The sequence below is a fragment of the Actinomyces succiniciruminis genome, from assembly GCF_900002405.1.
In the GTDB taxonomy this organism is placed as follows: Bacteria; Actinomycetota; Actinomycetes; order Actinomycetales; family Actinomycetaceae; genus Actinomyces; species Actinomyces succiniciruminis.
The window spans coordinates 1-16,132 of sequence record NZ_LK995470.1 but is presented as its reverse complement, the minus strand read 5'-3'; the positions used below and the strand labels follow the sequence as shown (position 1 = coordinate 16,132).

Annotated in this window: 14 protein-coding genes; 3 read left to right on the top strand and 11 right to left on the bottom strand. The window is 70.1% G+C overall.

All coding sequences use genetic code 11. From position 1 onward, the window contains the following. Window positions 1-4: 4 nt before the first annotated feature. Genes nuoE through BN1056_RS01550 form a run of 6 tightly spaced genes read right to left on the bottom strand, consistent with a single transcriptional unit; the run spans window position 5 to window position 5,201 of the window. The gene (nuoE, locus tag BN1056_RS01575) at window positions 5-772 is read right to left on the bottom strand and encodes an NADH-quinone oxidoreductase subunit NuoE (RefSeq protein WP_108968059.1); all 768 of its coding nucleotides are present in this window, start codon (window positions 770-772) and stop codon (window positions 5-7) included. Beyond that, the gene (locus BN1056_RS01570) at window positions 772-2,142 is read right to left on the bottom strand and encodes an NADH-quinone oxidoreductase subunit D (RefSeq protein ID WP_083565836.1); all 1,371 of its coding nucleotides are present in this window, start codon (window positions 2,140-2,142) and stop codon (window positions 772-774) included. The genes nuoE and BN1056_RS01570 overlap by 1 nt, the downstream gene beginning before the upstream one ends. Before the next feature lie 8 nt (window positions 2,143-2,150). Beyond that, entirely contained in the window at window positions 2,151-2,921 is a 771-nt protein-coding gene (locus BN1056_RS01565; protein WP_073330935.1) for an NADH-quinone oxidoreductase subunit C, read from the bottom strand. Continuing rightward, the gene (locus BN1056_RS01560; protein WP_210578515.1) at window positions 2,918-3,538 is read right to left on the bottom strand and encodes an NADH-quinone oxidoreductase subunit B; all 621 of its coding nucleotides are present in this window, start codon (window positions 3,536-3,538) and stop codon (window positions 2,918-2,920) included. Before BN1056_RS01560 ends, BN1056_RS01565 begins: the two co-directional genes overlap by 4 nt. 14 nt (window positions 3,539-3,552) lie before the next feature. After that, entirely contained in the window at window positions 3,553-3,912 is a 360-nt protein-coding gene (ndhC, locus tag BN1056_RS01555; protein ID WP_210578512.1) for an NADH-quinone oxidoreductase subunit A, read from the bottom strand. Continuing rightward, the gene (locus BN1056_RS01550; protein WP_210578511.1) at window positions 3,909-5,201 is read right to left on the bottom strand and encodes a geranylgeranyl reductase family protein; all 1,293 of its coding nucleotides are present in this window, start codon (window positions 5,199-5,201) and stop codon (window positions 3,909-3,911) included. The genes ndhC and BN1056_RS01550 overlap by 4 nt, the downstream gene beginning before the upstream one ends. Before the next feature lie 342 nt (window positions 5,202-5,543). On the opposite strand from BN1056_RS01550, the gene BN1056_RS01545 reads away from it, so the two are divergent. Both BN1056_RS01545 and BN1056_RS01540 read left to right on the top strand, forming a co-directional pair. Then, window positions 5,544-6,278 carry a demethylmenaquinone methyltransferase gene (locus tag BN1056_RS01545; protein ID WP_210578510.1) on the top strand — a complete coding sequence of 245 codons (735 nt, stop codon included), beginning with the start codon at window positions 5,544-5,546 and terminating at the stop codon, window positions 6,276-6,278. A gap of 61 nt (window positions 6,279-6,339) precedes the next feature. Next, window positions 6,340-7,692 (top strand): isochorismate synthase, encoded by a 1,353-nt coding sequence (locus tag BN1056_RS01540; RefSeq protein WP_210578703.1) that lies wholly within the window; start codon window positions 6,340-6,342, stop codon window positions 7,690-7,692. Between the two features lie 64 nt (window positions 7,693-7,756). Here the strand turns inward: BN1056_RS01540 and BN1056_RS01535 are convergent, their stop codons facing one another. Genes BN1056_RS01535 through BN1056_RS01525 form a run of 3 tightly spaced genes read right to left on the bottom strand, consistent with a single transcriptional unit; the run spans window position 7,757 to window position 11,018 of the window. Then, a complete protein-coding gene (locus BN1056_RS01535) occupies window positions 7,757-8,896 on the bottom strand; it encodes an ABC transporter permease (protein WP_210578509.1) in 1,140 nt (379 codons plus the stop codon). An 8-nt stretch (window positions 8,897-8,904) separates the two neighbouring features. Further along, window positions 8,905-10,035: an ABC transporter permease gene (locus BN1056_RS01530; RefSeq protein ID WP_210578508.1), complete on the bottom strand. Its 1,131-nt coding sequence runs from the start codon at window positions 10,033-10,035 to the stop codon at window positions 8,905-8,907. After that, window positions 10,032-11,018 carry an ABC transporter ATP-binding protein gene (locus tag BN1056_RS01525; protein ID WP_210578507.1) on the bottom strand — a complete coding sequence of 329 codons (987 nt, stop codon included), beginning with the start codon at window positions 11,016-11,018 and terminating at the stop codon, window positions 10,032-10,034. The genes BN1056_RS01530 and BN1056_RS01525 overlap by 4 nt, the downstream gene beginning before the upstream one ends. 39 nt (window positions 11,019-11,057) lie before the next feature. On the opposite strand from BN1056_RS01525, the gene BN1056_RS01520 reads away from it, so the two are divergent. Further along, window positions 11,058-11,678, top strand: a complete 621-nt coding sequence (locus BN1056_RS01520; protein ID WP_210578506.1) for a TetR/AcrR family transcriptional regulator — start codon at window positions 11,058-11,060, stop codon at window positions 11,676-11,678. Here BN1056_RS01520 and BN1056_RS01515 read toward each other — a convergent pair. Further along, window positions 11,656-12,831 (bottom strand): ATP-binding protein, encoded by a 1,176-nt coding sequence (locus BN1056_RS01515; RefSeq protein ID WP_244671451.1) that lies wholly within the window; start codon window positions 12,829-12,831, stop codon window positions 11,656-11,658. The two genes, BN1056_RS01520 and BN1056_RS01515, sit on opposite strands and share 23 nt — an antisense overlap. Window positions 12,832-14,404: 1,573 nt before the next feature. Beyond that, window positions 14,405-15,946, bottom strand: coding sequence for a S1C family serine protease (locus BN1056_RS01510; protein ID WP_210578505.1), 1,542 nt, complete (start codon window positions 15,944-15,946; stop codon window positions 14,405-14,407). Between the last annotated feature and the right edge of the window lie 186 nt (window positions 15,947-16,132).

Below are 16,132 nucleotides of genomic sequence, written 5' to 3'. Positions count from 1 at the left end.
TCGCTCACTTGTCCTCCTCCTGAGTGGGTGCGTCGGTGTGGGCCGCCTCGGCGGCGGGCTGCTCGCGGGGAGCGGTCCAGTCGTGCTCGCGGGCCAGGCGCAGGCCGCGCAGGCTGGACTCGCCGGCGGCAATGCCCTCGTCGGCACGGCCGTCGTCGAAGCCGGCCAGCAGCCGCTCGTTCTCCCGGAAGGTGGGCACGGTCTCCGGGCCGCGGGTGGGGGTGATGTCCTCGCCGCGTTCGAGCCGCTCAACCAGGTCCACGGCGGAGGCGGGGGTCTGGTTGTCGAAGAACTCCCAGTTGACCATCACCACGGGGGCGTAGTCGCAGGCGGCGTTGCACTCCACCCGCTCCAGGCTGATGCGGCCGTCCGCGCTGGTCTCGTCGCTGCCCAGGCCGGTGTGCTCGCTGACGGCCTGCCAGACGTCGTCGCCGCCCATGACGGCGCACAGCGCGTTGGTGCACACGCCCACGTGGTACTCGCCGGCGGGGTGACGGCGGAACTGGCTGTAGAAGGTGGCGACGGCGGACACCTCGGAGCGGGTCAGCCCCAGCTTCTGGGCGACCAGGGCGATGCCGGCCGGGGACACGTAGCCGTCCACGCTCTGCATCAGGTGCAGCATGGGGATGATGGCGCTGCGCTCATGCCCGGCCGGGTAGCGGGACATGATCTCGGCGATGTCGGCGTCCAGCTGCGCGGCCACGTCGGGGGCGTAACCGAGGGCGATGCCGGCGGCGTCGGCCGGGGCGGGGGTGTTCTCAAGGGTGCTCATTAGCGGTCCACGCCTCCCAGGACGGGGTCGATCGAGGACAGTGAGGCGACGACGTCGGCGATCATGCCGCCCTCGCACATCATGGCCAGCGATTGCAGGTTGGAGTAGGAGGGGTCGCGGAAGTGGACCCGGTAGGGGCGGGTGCCGCCGTCGGAGACGGCCTGGATGCCGAGGACGCCCTTGGCGTGCTCAACGGTCTGGTACACCTGCCCGGCCGGTACCCGGAACCCCTGGGTGACGAGCTTGAAGTGGTGGATCAGGGACTCCATGGAGGTGCCCATGATCTCCTTGACGTGCTCCAGGGACTGGCCCTGCCCGTCGGTGGCGATGGCCATGCGGGCCGGCCAGGCGATGGTCGGGTCCGCGACCATGACGGTGTTGGACGGATCGTCGCCGCGGGCGGCGATCTCGTCGAGCCGGTCCAGCGCCTGGGAGACGATCTTGAGCGACTGGTAGCACTCGTCGAAGCGGACCCGCAGCCGGTTGTAGCAGTCGGAGTTGTCGTAGACGGGGACCTCGAAGTCGTAGGTCTCATACCCGCAGTAGGGGCGCAGCTTGCGCATGTCCAGCGGGTAGCCGGCCGCCTTCACGCACGGGCCGGTCAGGCCCATGGCCATGGCGGCGGCGAGGCTCATCTCGCCGATGCCCACGAACCGGGACTTCAGAATCGGGTTGGCCATGAGCAGGGATTCCAGCTCGCCCAGGTCGTTCTTGATGTTGGGCATGACCGAGCGGACGAAGTCGGTGAATCCCTCCGGCAGGTCCTGGGCCAGGCCGCCGGGGCGCACGTAGGCGTGGTTCATGCGCAGCCCGGTGGCCATTTCGAAGGCGCGCAGGATGTTCTCGCGGCAGCGGAAGGAGATGGTCATCAGCGTGGTGCCGCCCATCTCGTTGCCGGCCGAGCCGATGGCCACCACGTGGCTGGCGATCCGGTTGAGTTCCATGAGCACCACGCGGGCGACGGTCGCCTTCTCGGGGACGTCGTCGGTGATGCCCAGGAGCTTCTCCACCGCCAGGGCGTAGCCGACCTCCTGGAAGAAGGGGGCCACGTAGTCCATGCGGGTTACGAAGGTCTCCCCCTGCACCCAGGTGCGGTACTCCATGTTCTTCTCGATGCCGGTGTGCAGGAAGCCGGTGCCGGCGCGCAGCTCGGTGACCGTCTCCCCGTCCGTCTCCAGCAGCAGGCGCAGCACCCCGTGGGTGGAGGGGTGGATCGGGCCCATGTTGACCACGACGCGGTCGTGCTGGAGGCGGTCCTCCTCATCACGGGCGGCGATCTGGGCGGCGATGTCGTCCCAGTCGCCGCCGTTGGCGGTGAACTGGGGGGCGCCGTCGGCGAGGGAGTCGGTGGCGGGGCCGGTGGCGTGCATGTTGCTCATCAGCGGTACGACCTCCGGGTGTCGGCGGTGGCGGTTGAGGCGCCCTTGTACTCGACGGGGATGCCGCCGAGGGGGTAGTCCTTACGCTGGGGGTGCCCGACCCAGTCGTCGGGCATGGCCGAGCGCGTCAGGTTGGGGTGGCCGTCGAAGACGATGCCCATCAGGTCCCAGGCCTCGCGCTCGTGCCAGTCATTGCCCGGGTACACCGGCACGAGCGAGGGCACGTGCGGGTCGGAGGCGGGGCAGGTGACCTCCAGGCGCAGGGCGCGGGCGCCGTGGGTCAGGGAGATCAGCTCGTAGCAGGCGTGCAGCTCGCGGCCGGCGTCGCCCGGGTAGTGCACGCCGGTGACGCCCAGGCACAGCTCGAAGCGCAGGTCCTGGTCGTCACGCAGGGGCCGGGCCACGTCCAGCAGGTGCTCGCGGGTGACGAACACGGTCAGCTCGTCGTGCTCGACAACGACCTTCTCGATGGCGGCGGCCGGCTCGACCCCCGCCTCGGTGAGGTCCTCGATCAGGGCGTCGACGACGTCGTCGAACCACCCCCCGTAGGGGCGGGTGGCGGCGGGCGCGAGGGCGACCACGCTGGTGGTGTCGCCGTAGCCGGTGGTGTCGCCGGCGTCGGCGGCGCCGAACTGGCCGGTGTGGGCACCGATGACCTCCAGGCGCAGTTCCTCGCGCACCGGCTGGCCGGCGATCTCCGGGACGGCGGGGGCGGTCTCGGCGACGGCGTCGGGCTCGGCTGTGGGGTTCGCGGCGTTGTCGGTGCTCATGCGAGCAGCCCCTTCATCTCGGCGGTGGGGGTGGCCTTGAGGGCGGCCGCCTCGACGGCGCGGGCGATCTCCTCGCGGTGGGCGAAGATCGGCTTGCGCTCGATCTGGCGGGTGAGCTCAAGCATGGCGTTCAGGAGCATCTCGGGGCGGGGCGGGCAGCCGGGCAGGTAGATGTCCACCGGCACGATGTGGTCGGCGCCCTGGACCACGGCGTAGTTGTTGAACACGCCGCCGGAGGAGGCGCAGGCCCCCATGGAGATGACCCACTTGGGCTCGGGCATGGAGTCGTAGACGTTGCGCACCACCGGCGCCATCTTGTGGGAGACGCGGCCGGAGACGATCATGACGTCGGAGTGGCGCGGGGAGGCGCGGAAGACCTCCCAGCCGAAACGGGCCATGTCGAAGCGGGGCGTGCCGGTGGCCATCATCTCGATGGCGCAGCAGGCCAGGCCCATGGTCACCGGCCACAGCGAGCGCGCCTGCGCCAGGTCGGCGAGCTTGGCCACCGTGGTGAGCATGAAGCCGGGGCCCTCGACGCTTTCCAGCGCCTGGGCGTACGGGTCATCCCGCTTGGAAGGGATGTGGAGCATCTTCTCCCGGTACTCGTGCATGTCCATGAGGGGGTTACTCCTTACTCCCAGTCCAGGCCGCCGCGGCGCCACTCGAGGACGTAGGGCACCGTGATCAGGACGATGAAGACGAGGGCCGCGCTCAACCCGAAGAAGCCCAGTTGCGCGAAGGCGGTGGCCCAGGGGTAGAGGAAGACGACCTCGACGTCGAAGATGATGAAGGTCATGCCGACCAGGTAGAAGGCCACCGGGAAGCGCCCGTGGTCGGTGTTGGTCGGGGTGGGGTCGATGCCGCACTCGTAGTTGGCGACCTTGACCCGGTTGCGCCGGTTGGGGCTCACGATGGCGGACAGCACCAGGCCACCGATGGCGATGACCATGGCGACCGCCGCCATGATGAGCAGAGAGACGTAGGGGTTCATGCTGCCGGCACCATCCTTGTCAGAAGTTGGATGAAGTGGTCGATTCCGTCGCCGCCGCGGCGCTCCCAGCCGTCGGACAGGAGCTTGGCGACGAGCCGCATGAGGCGCTTGCGGGGCAGCCCGTAGCGGGTGCACACGCGCATCACCTCGGGATGCTCGATCAGGGCCACGAAAATGCGGCCCAGCGTGTAGTAGCCGCCCATCTGCGTCTCCAGGGCGGCGGGGTACTGGGACAGGGCGAGCTCACGGCCCGACGCCGTGGGACGCGCCGCCGCCTGGGCCGCCGCCTCGGCCGCCAGGCGCCCGGATGCGAGCGCCTGGGCGATGCCCTCCCCGTTGAAGGGCGAGACCATGCCGCCGGCGTCGCCCAGCAGCATGAGCCCGTCGGCGTAGTGGGGCTTGCGGTTGAAGGCCATGGGCAGGGCGGCCGAGGCGGTGCGGCCGACCTGGTTCTCGGGGGTGAAGCCCCAGGATGCGGGCACGTGCGCGAGCCAGCGCTTGAACACGGCGCGGTAGTCGATGCCACGGGTGGAGGCGGCCGCCGGCGTCGAGCTCACCGACCCCAGGCCCACATTGACCAGACCGTCGCCCACGCTCCAGATCCAGCCGTAACCGGGCAGCAGGTCGGAGTGGCCGGCGGGTCCGTCCCACAGTTCCAGGCGGGACTCCATCCAGTCGTCGTCGGCGCGCGGGGAGCGGAAGTAGGCGCGCACGGCCACTCCCAGCGGTCGGCGCTCGTCGCGGGTGCGGCCGACGGCGGTGGCCAGGCGGGCGGAGACCCCGCCGGCGTCCATGACCAGCGGGGCGGTGATGGTGGTGGGCGCCTCGACGCCGGGCTCGGGGTGGCGCGGGGTGGGGCGGACCTGCACGCCGATGACGCGCCCCGAGGGGCCGGTGACGGGGGCGGTGGCGGTGACGCCGGTGAGCAGACGGGCGCCGGCGACGACGGCGTGGGTGGCCAGGTCCCGGTCCAGCTGGCTGCGGCGTCGCGCCAGCGCATAGGCGGGCAGGCTGGCCTGCTCGGGCCAGGGAATATGCAGCTGATGCCCGCCGCCGATGACGCGCAGCCCCCGGTTGCGCCGCCAGGTGGAGGTGTCCACACCCATGTTGACCAGTTCACGCACGGCGGAGGGGGTGAGCCCGTCCCCACAGACCTTGTCGCGGCCGAGTTCGTGGCGCTCGAGCAGCAGCACGTCCAGACCGAGCTTGGCCAGGTGGTAGGCGGCGGAGGATCCGGCGGGACCGGCCCCCACGACTACGACGTCGGCGCTCAGCTGCTCGGTCGTCACTGCGCGCCTCCTTCGTTTGCGCTCGTACGGGTGGGGATGCTGGCCGCCGGACGGCCACGGCCCTGCAGGCAGACGGGACCGCCGAAGACATTACCGACTGTTCCCGGCGCCGCAGGCAGGGGGCGGCGGCTCGGCGCGGGCCGAGCGGTTTTCCCCCGGAATTCCCAGAAGTTCGTGTTCCCGACGCGCTCGGGGGCGGCCCCGGGAGGGCAGCACAGGTCACCTATTTAGACATACCTTGCCTTGCGAATTAGTCCCCGTTGACGCGGCGGCGCCGGCACTCCCCCGACGCGGGCGGCCCGGCGTGTCGGAGGCGGCCGCGGAATCTGCGAGGATCGGCCCATGAGTCGAGCCTCTCTCGCCAAGGACCCGCGCGAGGTCGCGGGCATGTTCGACGCCGTCGCGCGCCGCTATGACCTGACTAATGACGTCATGAGCCTGTGGCAGGTGCGCATGTGGCGCGCGGTCACGCGCGCGACCGTCGCGGCCCGCCCCGGCATGCGGGTGCTGGACCTGGCCGCCGGCACCGGCACCTCCAGCGTCGATTACGCGGCCGACGGCGCGCAGGTGGTGGCCTGCGACCTGTCCGCCGGCATGGTGGCCGAGGGACGCCGCCGCCACCCCGAGATCGAGTTCGTGGTCGGCGACGCCACCGCCCTGCCCTTCCCCGACGCCGACTTCGACGTGGTCACCGTCTCCTACGGACTGCGCAATGTGCAGGACACGGCGGCGGCGCTGGCGGAGATGGCGCGGGTGACTCGGCCCGGTGGGCGGCTGGTGATCGCCGAGTTCTCCACCCCCGTGCATGCGGCGTTCCGGCGCCTGTACCGCTTCTACCTGGGCACTGCCCTGCCGGCGGCCGGGAGGCTGGTGTCCTCCAATGCCGACGCCTACGGCTACCTGGGCGAGTCGATCCTGGCCTGGCCCGACCAGGAGGCCCTGGCCGCACTGATCCAGGACGCCGGCTGGCGGGGCGTGGGTTACAAGAACCTGTCCGGCGGGATCGTGGCCATCCACCGCGCCACCAAGCCGGGGATCCCCGCGGACGCCGCTGCGCCGACGGCCCCGGAGGCCTGAGGTGGGTGCTCCCGGGCCCGCCCCGGACTCCTCGGCCCACCCCGCGCCCGCCGCACCGGCCTTGTCCGCGGTGCAGGCCGCCGCCGCACCGCCGCACCTGTCCTTCCGCACCGTCGCCCTGCCAGCCGGCGTCATCACCCCGGAGGGCGGCGACGGCGGTACGGGACTGCTCGACCTCCTGGCGGGGCGGGAGGATGTCGTCAGCTGGGTGCGGCACGGGCGCGGCCTGGTCGGTTGGGGGCAGGCGCTGCGGCTGGAGGCGCAGGGGCCGGATCGGATTGAGGCGCTGCGGAGCGCCTGGCGGGCCACCGTGTACGCCTCCTGGTGGCGCGACGCGCTGGTGCGGCCCGGCACCGGCCCGGTGGCCCTGGGCGCCATCGCCTTCTCCCCCGCCTCCGCCGCCGTCTCCGTGCTGACCGTGCCGCGCGTGCTCGTGGGCCTGGATGACTTCGGGGCGTGGCTGACCACCGCCGTGGCCGATGGCGAGGCGCACCCGGAGGTGGCGGAGGTCCTGGCCCGGCTGCGCCCGCCCGCGTCCGCCCAGACGGATGTCCCCTCCCCCGAGGCCCCCGTGGTCTCGGCCGGGGCACTGCCCGAGGCCGACTACCTGGCCGCCGTCGCGGAGGTGCGACGACGCATAGCCGCCGGCGAGGCGCGCAAGGTGGTGCTGGCGCGGGATCTGCTGGTGAGGCCGGCAGCACCCCTGGCGACCGGTGATCTACTGCGGCGCCTGGGGGCGAACTACCCGCCGTGCTGGACCTTCGCCGTGGATTCCATGGTGGGAGCCACCCCGGAGCTGCTGGTGCGGCTGGAGAATCGGCGCCTCGCCAGCCGGGTGCTGGCAGGCACCGCGCGCCGCCACCCGGGTGACGCGGCGACCCGCGAGCGCGAGGCGGAGCGACTTGCGCAGTGGCTGGCGGCGTCGGCGAAGAACCGGGCCGAGCACGAGTTCGCGCGCGCCTCGGCGCTTTCATCCCTGGAGCCCTTGTGCTCGGTGGTGGAGGCCGCCGCGCCGCGGGTGCTGACGCTGCCGAACGTACTACACCTGGCCACCGACATCACCGGCGTGGTCGCCGGGGACACGGGGGCGCTGTCCCTGGTGGGCGCGCTGCACCCCACCGCCGCCGTATGTGGCACCCCCACCGCCGCGGCCGCCCGCGTCATCGCCGAGGTCGAGGGCATGGACCGGGGCCGGTACGCCGGTCCGGTCGGCTGGGTGGACTGGCACGGCGAGGGCGAGTGGTGCATCGCGCTGCGCAGTGCCGCGCTGCCGCCCGGCGGGGCGGGACCGGAGGCGCCGGCGCGGGTGTTCGGCGGTGGCGGGATCATGCCGGAATCGGTGCCCGCCGACGAACTGGCTGAAACCACGGCGAAGATGCGCCCCATGCTCACCGCCCTGGGCGCGGATGTCTAGCCGTCGAGCGGATCCATGCTGATTGGACCCGTCAGACACCACGCCCTCGAACTGGCTAGCCCGCCTATAGCCGCCGGCGCAGGGCCCACGCCCCAAGCCCAACTCCCACCGCGGCGGCCACGGCGCAGCCGATCAGCGCGGGCATCGCCGATGGTGGCGCGGTCATCCACGCCTGGGCCTGCATGGTCTCGAACACGTAGGCCGGTGGCCAGAAGCGGTCGAATGTCTGCACCGCACGGGGCAGGGTGGCGAGCGACGAGAAGCCGCCCGAGGCGAAGAACGATCCCGCAAAGGTGATCATGAGCAGTGGCTGCACGGTGCGATAGTCCCGCAGCCAGGCACCGATCGCGACGCCGAACCCGGCGCACGCCAATGAGGTCAATGCGGCCAGGGCCGCCAGCGCCGGTAAGCGCCCCATGGGAATGCGTACCCCGAAGACGGCCGCCGCGACCGCCAGCGTGACCAGGGTGCTGATGCCTCCGGCGATGACGGCGGCGACCAGCGTTCCGGCGGTGACATCGCCCAGGGGCCGGGGCGCGAGCCGCACCTCCTTGACGGTGCGGTGCTCCCATTCGCGCGCAACCATGATCGCAGCGTTGAGGGCGGAGCCGACCATGACTGCGAGGATGACGGCGCTGTGTCCGATGAAGGTGCGCCGCCATACGTCGTCTGAGCGGGTGGTCGTCTGGATGACGGTGACCGGCGCGGCGCCGGGCGCCTGCGCGGCGGCGTAGTCCTGTATTGCGCGACTCAGCCGCAGGCGGGCGTTCTTCATCATGTCGGTATTGATGTTGTAGGTCCTGGTGTGCAGTACCGGGGTCTGCCCCGCCTCGACGCGTTCATCGAAGTCGGCTGGGATGGTGACCACCAGGTGCAGGCGGCCGGCGGCCACCAACTGCTCGGCCCGCTCGGCGTCGGTGGTCACCACGCGGAAGTAGGGGCTGATGTTGCTGCGCAGGCCGCGAACCTCCGCCTCGAAGGCGGCCGCGTGCGGCCCCTCCCCCTCATTGACCAGTCCGATGTTCCACTCGTCTCCGCCGAAGCCGAACAGGATGCCGCACAGGAACATCAGCACCAGCGGGATGAGCATGGGGCCGGCCAGGGCCTGTCGGTCGCGGGCCCACTGACGCAGGTCCTTGCGGGCGACGGCACCCACGCGGTCCAAGTGCCCTGAGATTCGGCGTGTCTGGATGCTCTGCATCATGGTCTGTTTCACTGTCCTCCGGTCAGGTGGGTGTAGGCGCGGCGCAGCAGCCATCCGGCCAGGCCCAGAATCGCCGCCGTTGAAATCAGCACGATGGCGAGGTTGCGGGCCAGATCCGAGGTGTCGCCGGTGAGGAAGATGGAGCGGGCACTCATGAAGGCGTAGGTGGTGGGCAGTGTCCGGGACAGCTGCCACAGCGCGGTGATCGGCTGTCCCCAGGCGAGCCCGCGCATGGACTCCTCGTTCCCTGACACCAGGAAGAGGGCCACCGCCGCAGTGATCAGGCCCGACGCCGTCGCCAAGGTCTTCTTCGAAGCGACTCCGACCACCATGCCGATGCCTGCTCCCATGAGCAGCACCACCCCGACGATGCCCGCCATGGCCAGCAGGCTGCCGCTGGGTTGGAAGTCGAAGCCGACCACGAGCACCAGCAGCACCAGAGCCACCGATGCCAGCGACTGCCCCAGCCCCGCAATCACCTTGCCCGCCACGAGCGCGCCACGTCCGAGCGGCGCCAGCAGCAGGTGCTTGACGGTACGATCGTTCCACTCCGCGGCGATCTGCAGGCCGGTGTTGACCATGGCGGCGTACAGGCAGCCGAACAGGAGCAGGCTGGTGGAGATGTAGCCGAGCATGGTGGGGTCGGTGAGCAGCCAGCGGGTCTCCTCCACCTCCACCACCGGGCCGGCCAGTTCCTCATTGAGCGCGCCTACCGCCGCGTCCAGGCGCAGACGCAGGTTCTTGGAGTAGTCGGAGTTGAGGTTGTTCAGCCGCAGCTCCACCCGGGCGTCCCCGGCGGCGACGGCCTGGGAGAACCCGTCCGGAATGATGACGACGGCGAGCGCCTCTGTGTCATCGAAGGCCTTCAGCGCGGTTTCGGGGTCGGTTGTGCGCACGTCGTAGTAGGGGCCCTCGTCGGAGTGGATGGTGCGCACGGCCTCGTTCAGGCGCTCTGCGACGGGACCGCCGTCCAGGTCGGCGATCATGATCGGGTTGTTGTTGGATACGGGGATTACCAGCGAGTAGAAGAAGATGAACACCAGCGGGATGACCACGCTGATGACCATGAGGAAGGGTTGACGTACAAACCTGGTCCAGTCCTTAACCGCGATGGCAACGGCGGCCCGGGCGCCGGTCATGACTCTCCCCCGTCGCGCAGTGCCTTGCCGGTCAGGTCCAGGAACACGTCATTGAGGTCGGGGCGGCGCACCCCCACCAGGGCGGCCCCGGGATCGTGCTCGGCGAACCAGTCGAGGATGGCGCGGGTGGTGGCGGGTGAGTCGTCCGCGGCCACCGCGGCGACGCCGTCGTGCCAGGAGACTCCCGTGACGCCGGCCAGATGCTCGAGTCCGGGATCGGGGCGGCTGCAGCGCACGTCGATGAAGGTCTTGCCGAGGCGCCCGCGCAGTTGGTCCGGGGTGCCGGTGGCGATCAGCGCACCGTGGTCGAGGATGGCGAGGTTGTCCGCCAGCGCCTGTGCCTCCTCCATGTAGTTCGTGGTCAGCAGTACGGTGCCTCCGTCGGAGGCGATGCGTCGCACTCGTTCCCACAGGGCGGCGCGGGACTGCACGTCCACTCCCAGCGTGGGCTCGTCAAGGACGACGACGCTCGGCTGGGCCAGCAGTGCCCGAGCCAGGGCGAGCCGGCGTTGCATACCCCCGGAATAGGTGCCCACGCGGTCACCGCGACGCTCCTCCAGCCCGACAAGCTCGAGTACCTCGTTGATGCGGGTGCGGCGCTGCGCGCGGGCGACGCCGTACAGGCGCGCGTGGAAGGAAAGATTCTCATCGGCGCTCAGGTCGTTGTACAGGGCGGTTTCCTGAGGGACAACACCCAGACGCGCCCGCACCGCGGTGACGTCGTCACGCACGTCGATGCCCTCCACCAGTACCGTGCCGCCGGTGGGCCGTAGCAGTCCGCATAGCAGATTCACCGAGGTGGTCTTCCCGGAGCCGTTGGGCCCCAGCAGGCCGAAGACCTGGCCGGGGGCCACGTCGAGGGTGAGCGAGTCGAGCGCGACCAGGGGCCGGGATCGGCGGCGTCGGAACTCCATGCGCAGTTCGCGGAAGCTGATGGCGGAGGCTTCCGAGGGGCTGACGGCGAGGGTTTTCGAGGGGCTCATGCTTGCCAGGAAACGTCTGCGCCCACCATGATTTCTACTGTGGTGAATAAACGGCGCGGGCGCCCCTCTGGTCCCTCGAACACCCGCGAACGAATCCTGGCCGCTGCTCGGAAGCGTTTCGAACAGGACGGCTACGCCGGCACGTCGCTGCGGTCAATTGCGGCGCAGGCCGACGTGGACCACTCCCTGATCACCTACTACTTCGGTTCCAAGGAGGGACTTTTCCGTGCGGTCGCGGAGCTGGCGCTGAGCCCGGCGCGGGGTTTCGACATTGTTTCCGCCAAGGTCGCGCCGGAGCACCTGGCGCCAGCGCTGCTGCGCTCGGCGCTGTCCGCATGGGACCGCCCCGGCTACCGCGATGGGCTCGCCCGCCTGTTCGCCGATGCCCTCACTTCCGAGGCCGCGCTGCGGGTGTTGCGGGAATATCTGCACACGGAGATGGTCGGGCGCCTGACCGAGCACATCGGCGGCTCGGACGCCGAACGGCGAGCGGCCACGGCGGCAACGATCTTCTCCGGCCTGTTCCTGACCCGCTACCTGCTGCGGCTCGAACCGGTCGCCTCGCTGTCGGCCGACGACGTCGTGGCGCAGCTGGCACCCGCGCTGCGCTCGGCGTTGACGCCGCATAGCCCCGGGACTACCAGGGCCAGTCGGAGGTGAGGTAGGCCTCGATGGCGCGATGGCGGAAGCTGTAGGGCCTGGTGCGGCGGATAATGCGTCGGGTGAGGTCCAAGCGCTGCGCCGTAGGTCCGGCGTCGGTCCCCTTCGCATAGCCGGCGGCCCGGGCGATATTGGTCAGAGTGCGCTCCTCGGGCTCCAAACCAGCCATGGTCTCGAGGAACTGCCGTTCGCGCCCGGGGAGTCGATCCAGGATGCGCTGAACGTGCGCTTCGGCCTCTGGGGCGGCGTCACGCCACCCGGTTCGCACCTGCGCAGCAGTGATGAGATTGCCGGTACCGGCATACCAGGCGCGCTCCCCCGCGAGCTGGAAAAGGAACGGCTCTCCACAAGAAAGCTCCACGATGGCGCGCTGCGCCGCGGGTTCCATTAACACTCGATCCGCATCGCCGCCGTCGTTGGCGATTGGCCAGCCCTCCGTGACAAAGGGCTGGAGCGCGGTCATGAGGGCACCATCGTCTATGGCATCGAGGGTGATGGTGCGGAAACGGCGCGCGAAGGTTGCTCCTGTACGGGCACCCGCCGTATCTGCGAACTCGGGTAATCCGGTCAAGTACACGGTGATCGGAAGGCCGCGATCCACCTGCATGCCGCCGGGGACGGCAATGGTCTCCTCGTGCGCGAGGGCGTCACCCAGTGCGGTCAGCAGTTGCGAGCGGCTGCTCTCATCGGTGATGTTCTGTACTTCGTCGATGTGGATTAGCACCATGACGTCTCGGCGCTGAATGGCTGCGCGTCCGATCTCGATCAGCAAGTCGGTCAACACGGTGTACGGCCCCGGCCCCTCCTGCGCACGCACGGACGGCGAGACGCCGGAGATGGCCACGGCCTCTACCCGCCGCAGGAGTTCTGATATGTGCTGCTCACGGGCCGTCGCCAGCCCCGCTGCCGACGCCAGATCGAGCAGGGCCACGGCGAGCCGCTTGATGGGGTCGGTTCCGGAAGGGATGCGCAGCTGCGGAGTCACCCAGTCACCGACGTCGGTGGCGTCACGCGCGATCCGCCGCACCAGTGAGGACTTGCCCGAGCCCGCCTCTCCGAGGATCGTACGGCCCCGCTCGTGGATGCCGGCCAGGCGTCGCGGTCGCAGCACGTCCCGCCAGTCGCTGAGCTGATCGGCTCGTCCGGCCCACACCTCGGGGACCGTGCCTGAACCCGGGCTGAACGGCGAATCGAGAGGAGTCCTCGCGTTGATAAGTTTATCAAGGGCGCCGGTGCGCCGCTCCGCGAGCGCCTCAGCTCGCCATATCGGGCTCTTCCGGTTTGAGGGTGTGGTGCGGGGAGGTCGTACTCGACCCGCCGGGGTCGCGTTCGGGCGTAGGAGGTCGTGTTCGCCCGGCCGGACCGGATCGTTCTGAGGCTCGCGAGGACGTCTTGGGGCTCGCGAGGTCGTACTCGAGCACCCCGCGCTCGTCGAATACGACCTTTTCCGCCCGAAACCCTCCACATCCGGGAGGGTTTCGGGGCTCTTCGTGTTTGGGGGTGTGGCTGGTGGTGTGTTCTGGCCGGTCCGAGGACGGCCTCTCCCGCGCTCTAGCGCTACCTTCCTGCGCCCGAGGATGGCTTGTCCTGGACCTGAGAATATGGGCGGTCAGCGGCGCTGCCCTCCCGCGCCCGAGCGAGGCCTCCGCATCGTTGTTCCGAGCTACCGCACCCTCAAGCTCAAGCGCGAAACGCTGGTTTCCGACCTTGGGGTGTGGTTTACGACCCCGGGGTGGTCGTGAATCGCACCCCAAGGTCGTAAAACGACATAACGGCCGTTTCACGAAGCACAGCCGGCCAGGGATCGCGGGCTCCTCGGGTCCGCGGGTGTGGTGGTGTACAGCTGGCGGCGGTCGTTACGGACGTCCGGCGGGAGCGTTCTGGCGGGCACGATAGGTAGGGCGGGTGCAATTGGTCGCCGCGAGCCTGGGCAGGCTACGACAGGTCCCGGCGGATGCGGCGAACCCCGACGTCTCCCTCTGGAATATGGCGGTTCGGGCGGGAGGACTCGAGTGCTCGCCTGACGGGGCGACCCCTCTCGGGTCGACGATTCGACACTTCCGGCGACGGTACGTACCTTCTGATCAACGATTCGTACTCTTATGGGACGGTACGTACCTCTAGGTGCCGAACCGTCACGAGAGGGTACGAATCGTCGGCGCTAAGTGCCGAACCGTCAACCACAGGTACGAACCGTCAGGGCCCGCGCCGGCCTACGCGCCAGATCCCACCCGGGAAAACACGCTCGACAGCCCAGCCCGCCCGCCCCGGCCCCCCCCCCCGACCAGCCCGCTGCCGCCGGCGTGGGTCTGCTCCCAGGGGCGCACTCGGCACCCCGACTTGCCTGCGGTTAGCGGCACGGGCCCGCGCCAGGCGCTGAAGTCGTGTACGACGCTACTTAGACGCCTGCTGAAGACCTCCGGGCCATGCAGCAGGCCCCTTAACCGGCGTACCCAACAGCGAACTGGCGTAGCAGACGCGCCCCCCGGGGAGACCAGCGATAGCGACGCGCCTCCCACCAACCACTGCGCACGCACCCCCCAAACGCTACTGGCCCAGCCATCAACGATGAGACTCAGCCCTCCGCCCCCCCAGCCGGCAGCACCTACCCCCACCGACCACACCCCCAAACCTGAAGAACCCCATATCTACCGACCTCGGCGGTTACTTCAACCGACCTCGGCAAAGAAGGAGAGGATGGCCAGCGGGCACAGGGGCCCACGCGGTCAGGAGTCTTTGCGCTCCTTGAGGGTCACGGGCACCTGGAGCTCTTCGCCGTCGCGAATGATGGTCAGCGTCACCTCGTCGCCGGCCGAGTACTGGCGCACGAAGCCGGTCAGGGCGGCCGCCTGGCTGGTGGCCTTGCCGTCGATCGCGGTGATGACGTCACCCTGCTTGATGCCGGCCTGATCCGCGGGCGAGCCGGATTCGACGGAGCCGACCTCGGCACCCGCACGCGTGACGCCGTCGGAGGTGGTGGCGCCGCCGTCGCCGATGGACACGCCCAGGTAGGCGTGTGTCGCCGTGCCGGTCTCGATGAGTTGGTCGGCGACCTTCTGCGCCAGGTTGGAGGGGATCGCGAAGCCGATGCCGATCGACCCCGCGGAGGAGTCCGCGGAGCTGGACAGACTGGCGATCGAGCTGGTGATGCCGATGACGGCACCGGTCTCATCGAACAGCGGTCCGCCGGAGTTGCCGGGGTTGATGGCCGCGTCGATCTGGATGGCGTTGGTGTACACCTGTGTCGTGGTGGTCTGGGACTGCCCCAGCAGGCCGCCGAGCTGGCCGGGCAACGCGGATCCGGACTGCTCCTCGGTTTCCTCCTGGGTGGTGACCACGGGGCGGTTCAGGGCGGAGATGATGCCGGTGGTGGCCGTGGAGGACAGCCCCAGCGGGTTGCCGATCGCCATGACGTCCTCACCGGTGACCAGCTCGTCGGAGTTGCCGAACCGGGCGACCGTGAGATCACTCGGGGCGTCGACCAGCTCGATGACGGCCAGGTCGGTGGTCGGGTCGGTGCCGGTCAGCTCCGCGTCGAAAATGCGTCCATCGGCGAGCGTCACCTGAATCTGGCTGGCGCCGGAAACCACGTGGTTGTTGGTGATGATGTGTCCGTCGGCGTCGTAGATCACGCCGGATCCCACCGCGGTGCCGTCGTTCAGGGCGACGGTGATGGATACGACGGAGTTGGAGACCGCTGCCGTGACGGCCTCCCAATCGGGGGCGGTACCGGTGGAGGAGACGGTCTGGGTAGTGGCGCCCGTGGCGATCGCGGTGGGCGCGGATACGGAGGCGGTGGGAGCGTCGTCGTCGAAGTGGTGCAGCGCGGCCACGGTCCCGCCGCAGGCGAGCAGCGCGGTGACCAGGGACGTGACGATGACGCCGCCCCAGCCGGGGCCGCGGCGGCCGGAATCGGGGGTGGAGGGCGTCGGCGGCTGGTAGGGGGGCTGGCCGAAGGCCCCGGAGCCGGCGCCCTGTGCGGGCCGGTCGTAGGGGCTGGATGCCGATGCGGACGGGCGGCCGAAGCTGTAGCCGGCGGGCGGCTGCGGCGCGGAGGTGTAGGGCGAGGAGCCGGCATCTGCATAACCCGAGTTGGCCGCGCCGGCATTGCCGCTGGAGTAGTCCGCGCTGCTCGCGTAACCCGAGCTGACCGAGCCGCCGCCGGAACCACCCTGGTATGAACTCGCACCGCCGGACAGCTGCTGAGTTTCATCGCCGGCCGGCTGCGCGGCGTCACCGGATGCGACAAAGGGCTCGTTCGTGCTCATGGCTCTCCTCCTCGGGCCGTTGGCCCGTTCACTAAACGAATCTCACCTAATACGCACGACCTGGGGCATCACCGACACTCATCTGGGACTTGCCTGTGAACCGGGGGGTCGAGCGAGCGCGCCGGGCTGTGTCACGTGGAGCTGTCATCCCCCGCCTCGGCGGCGAGGCGCACGTTCACCAGGCTC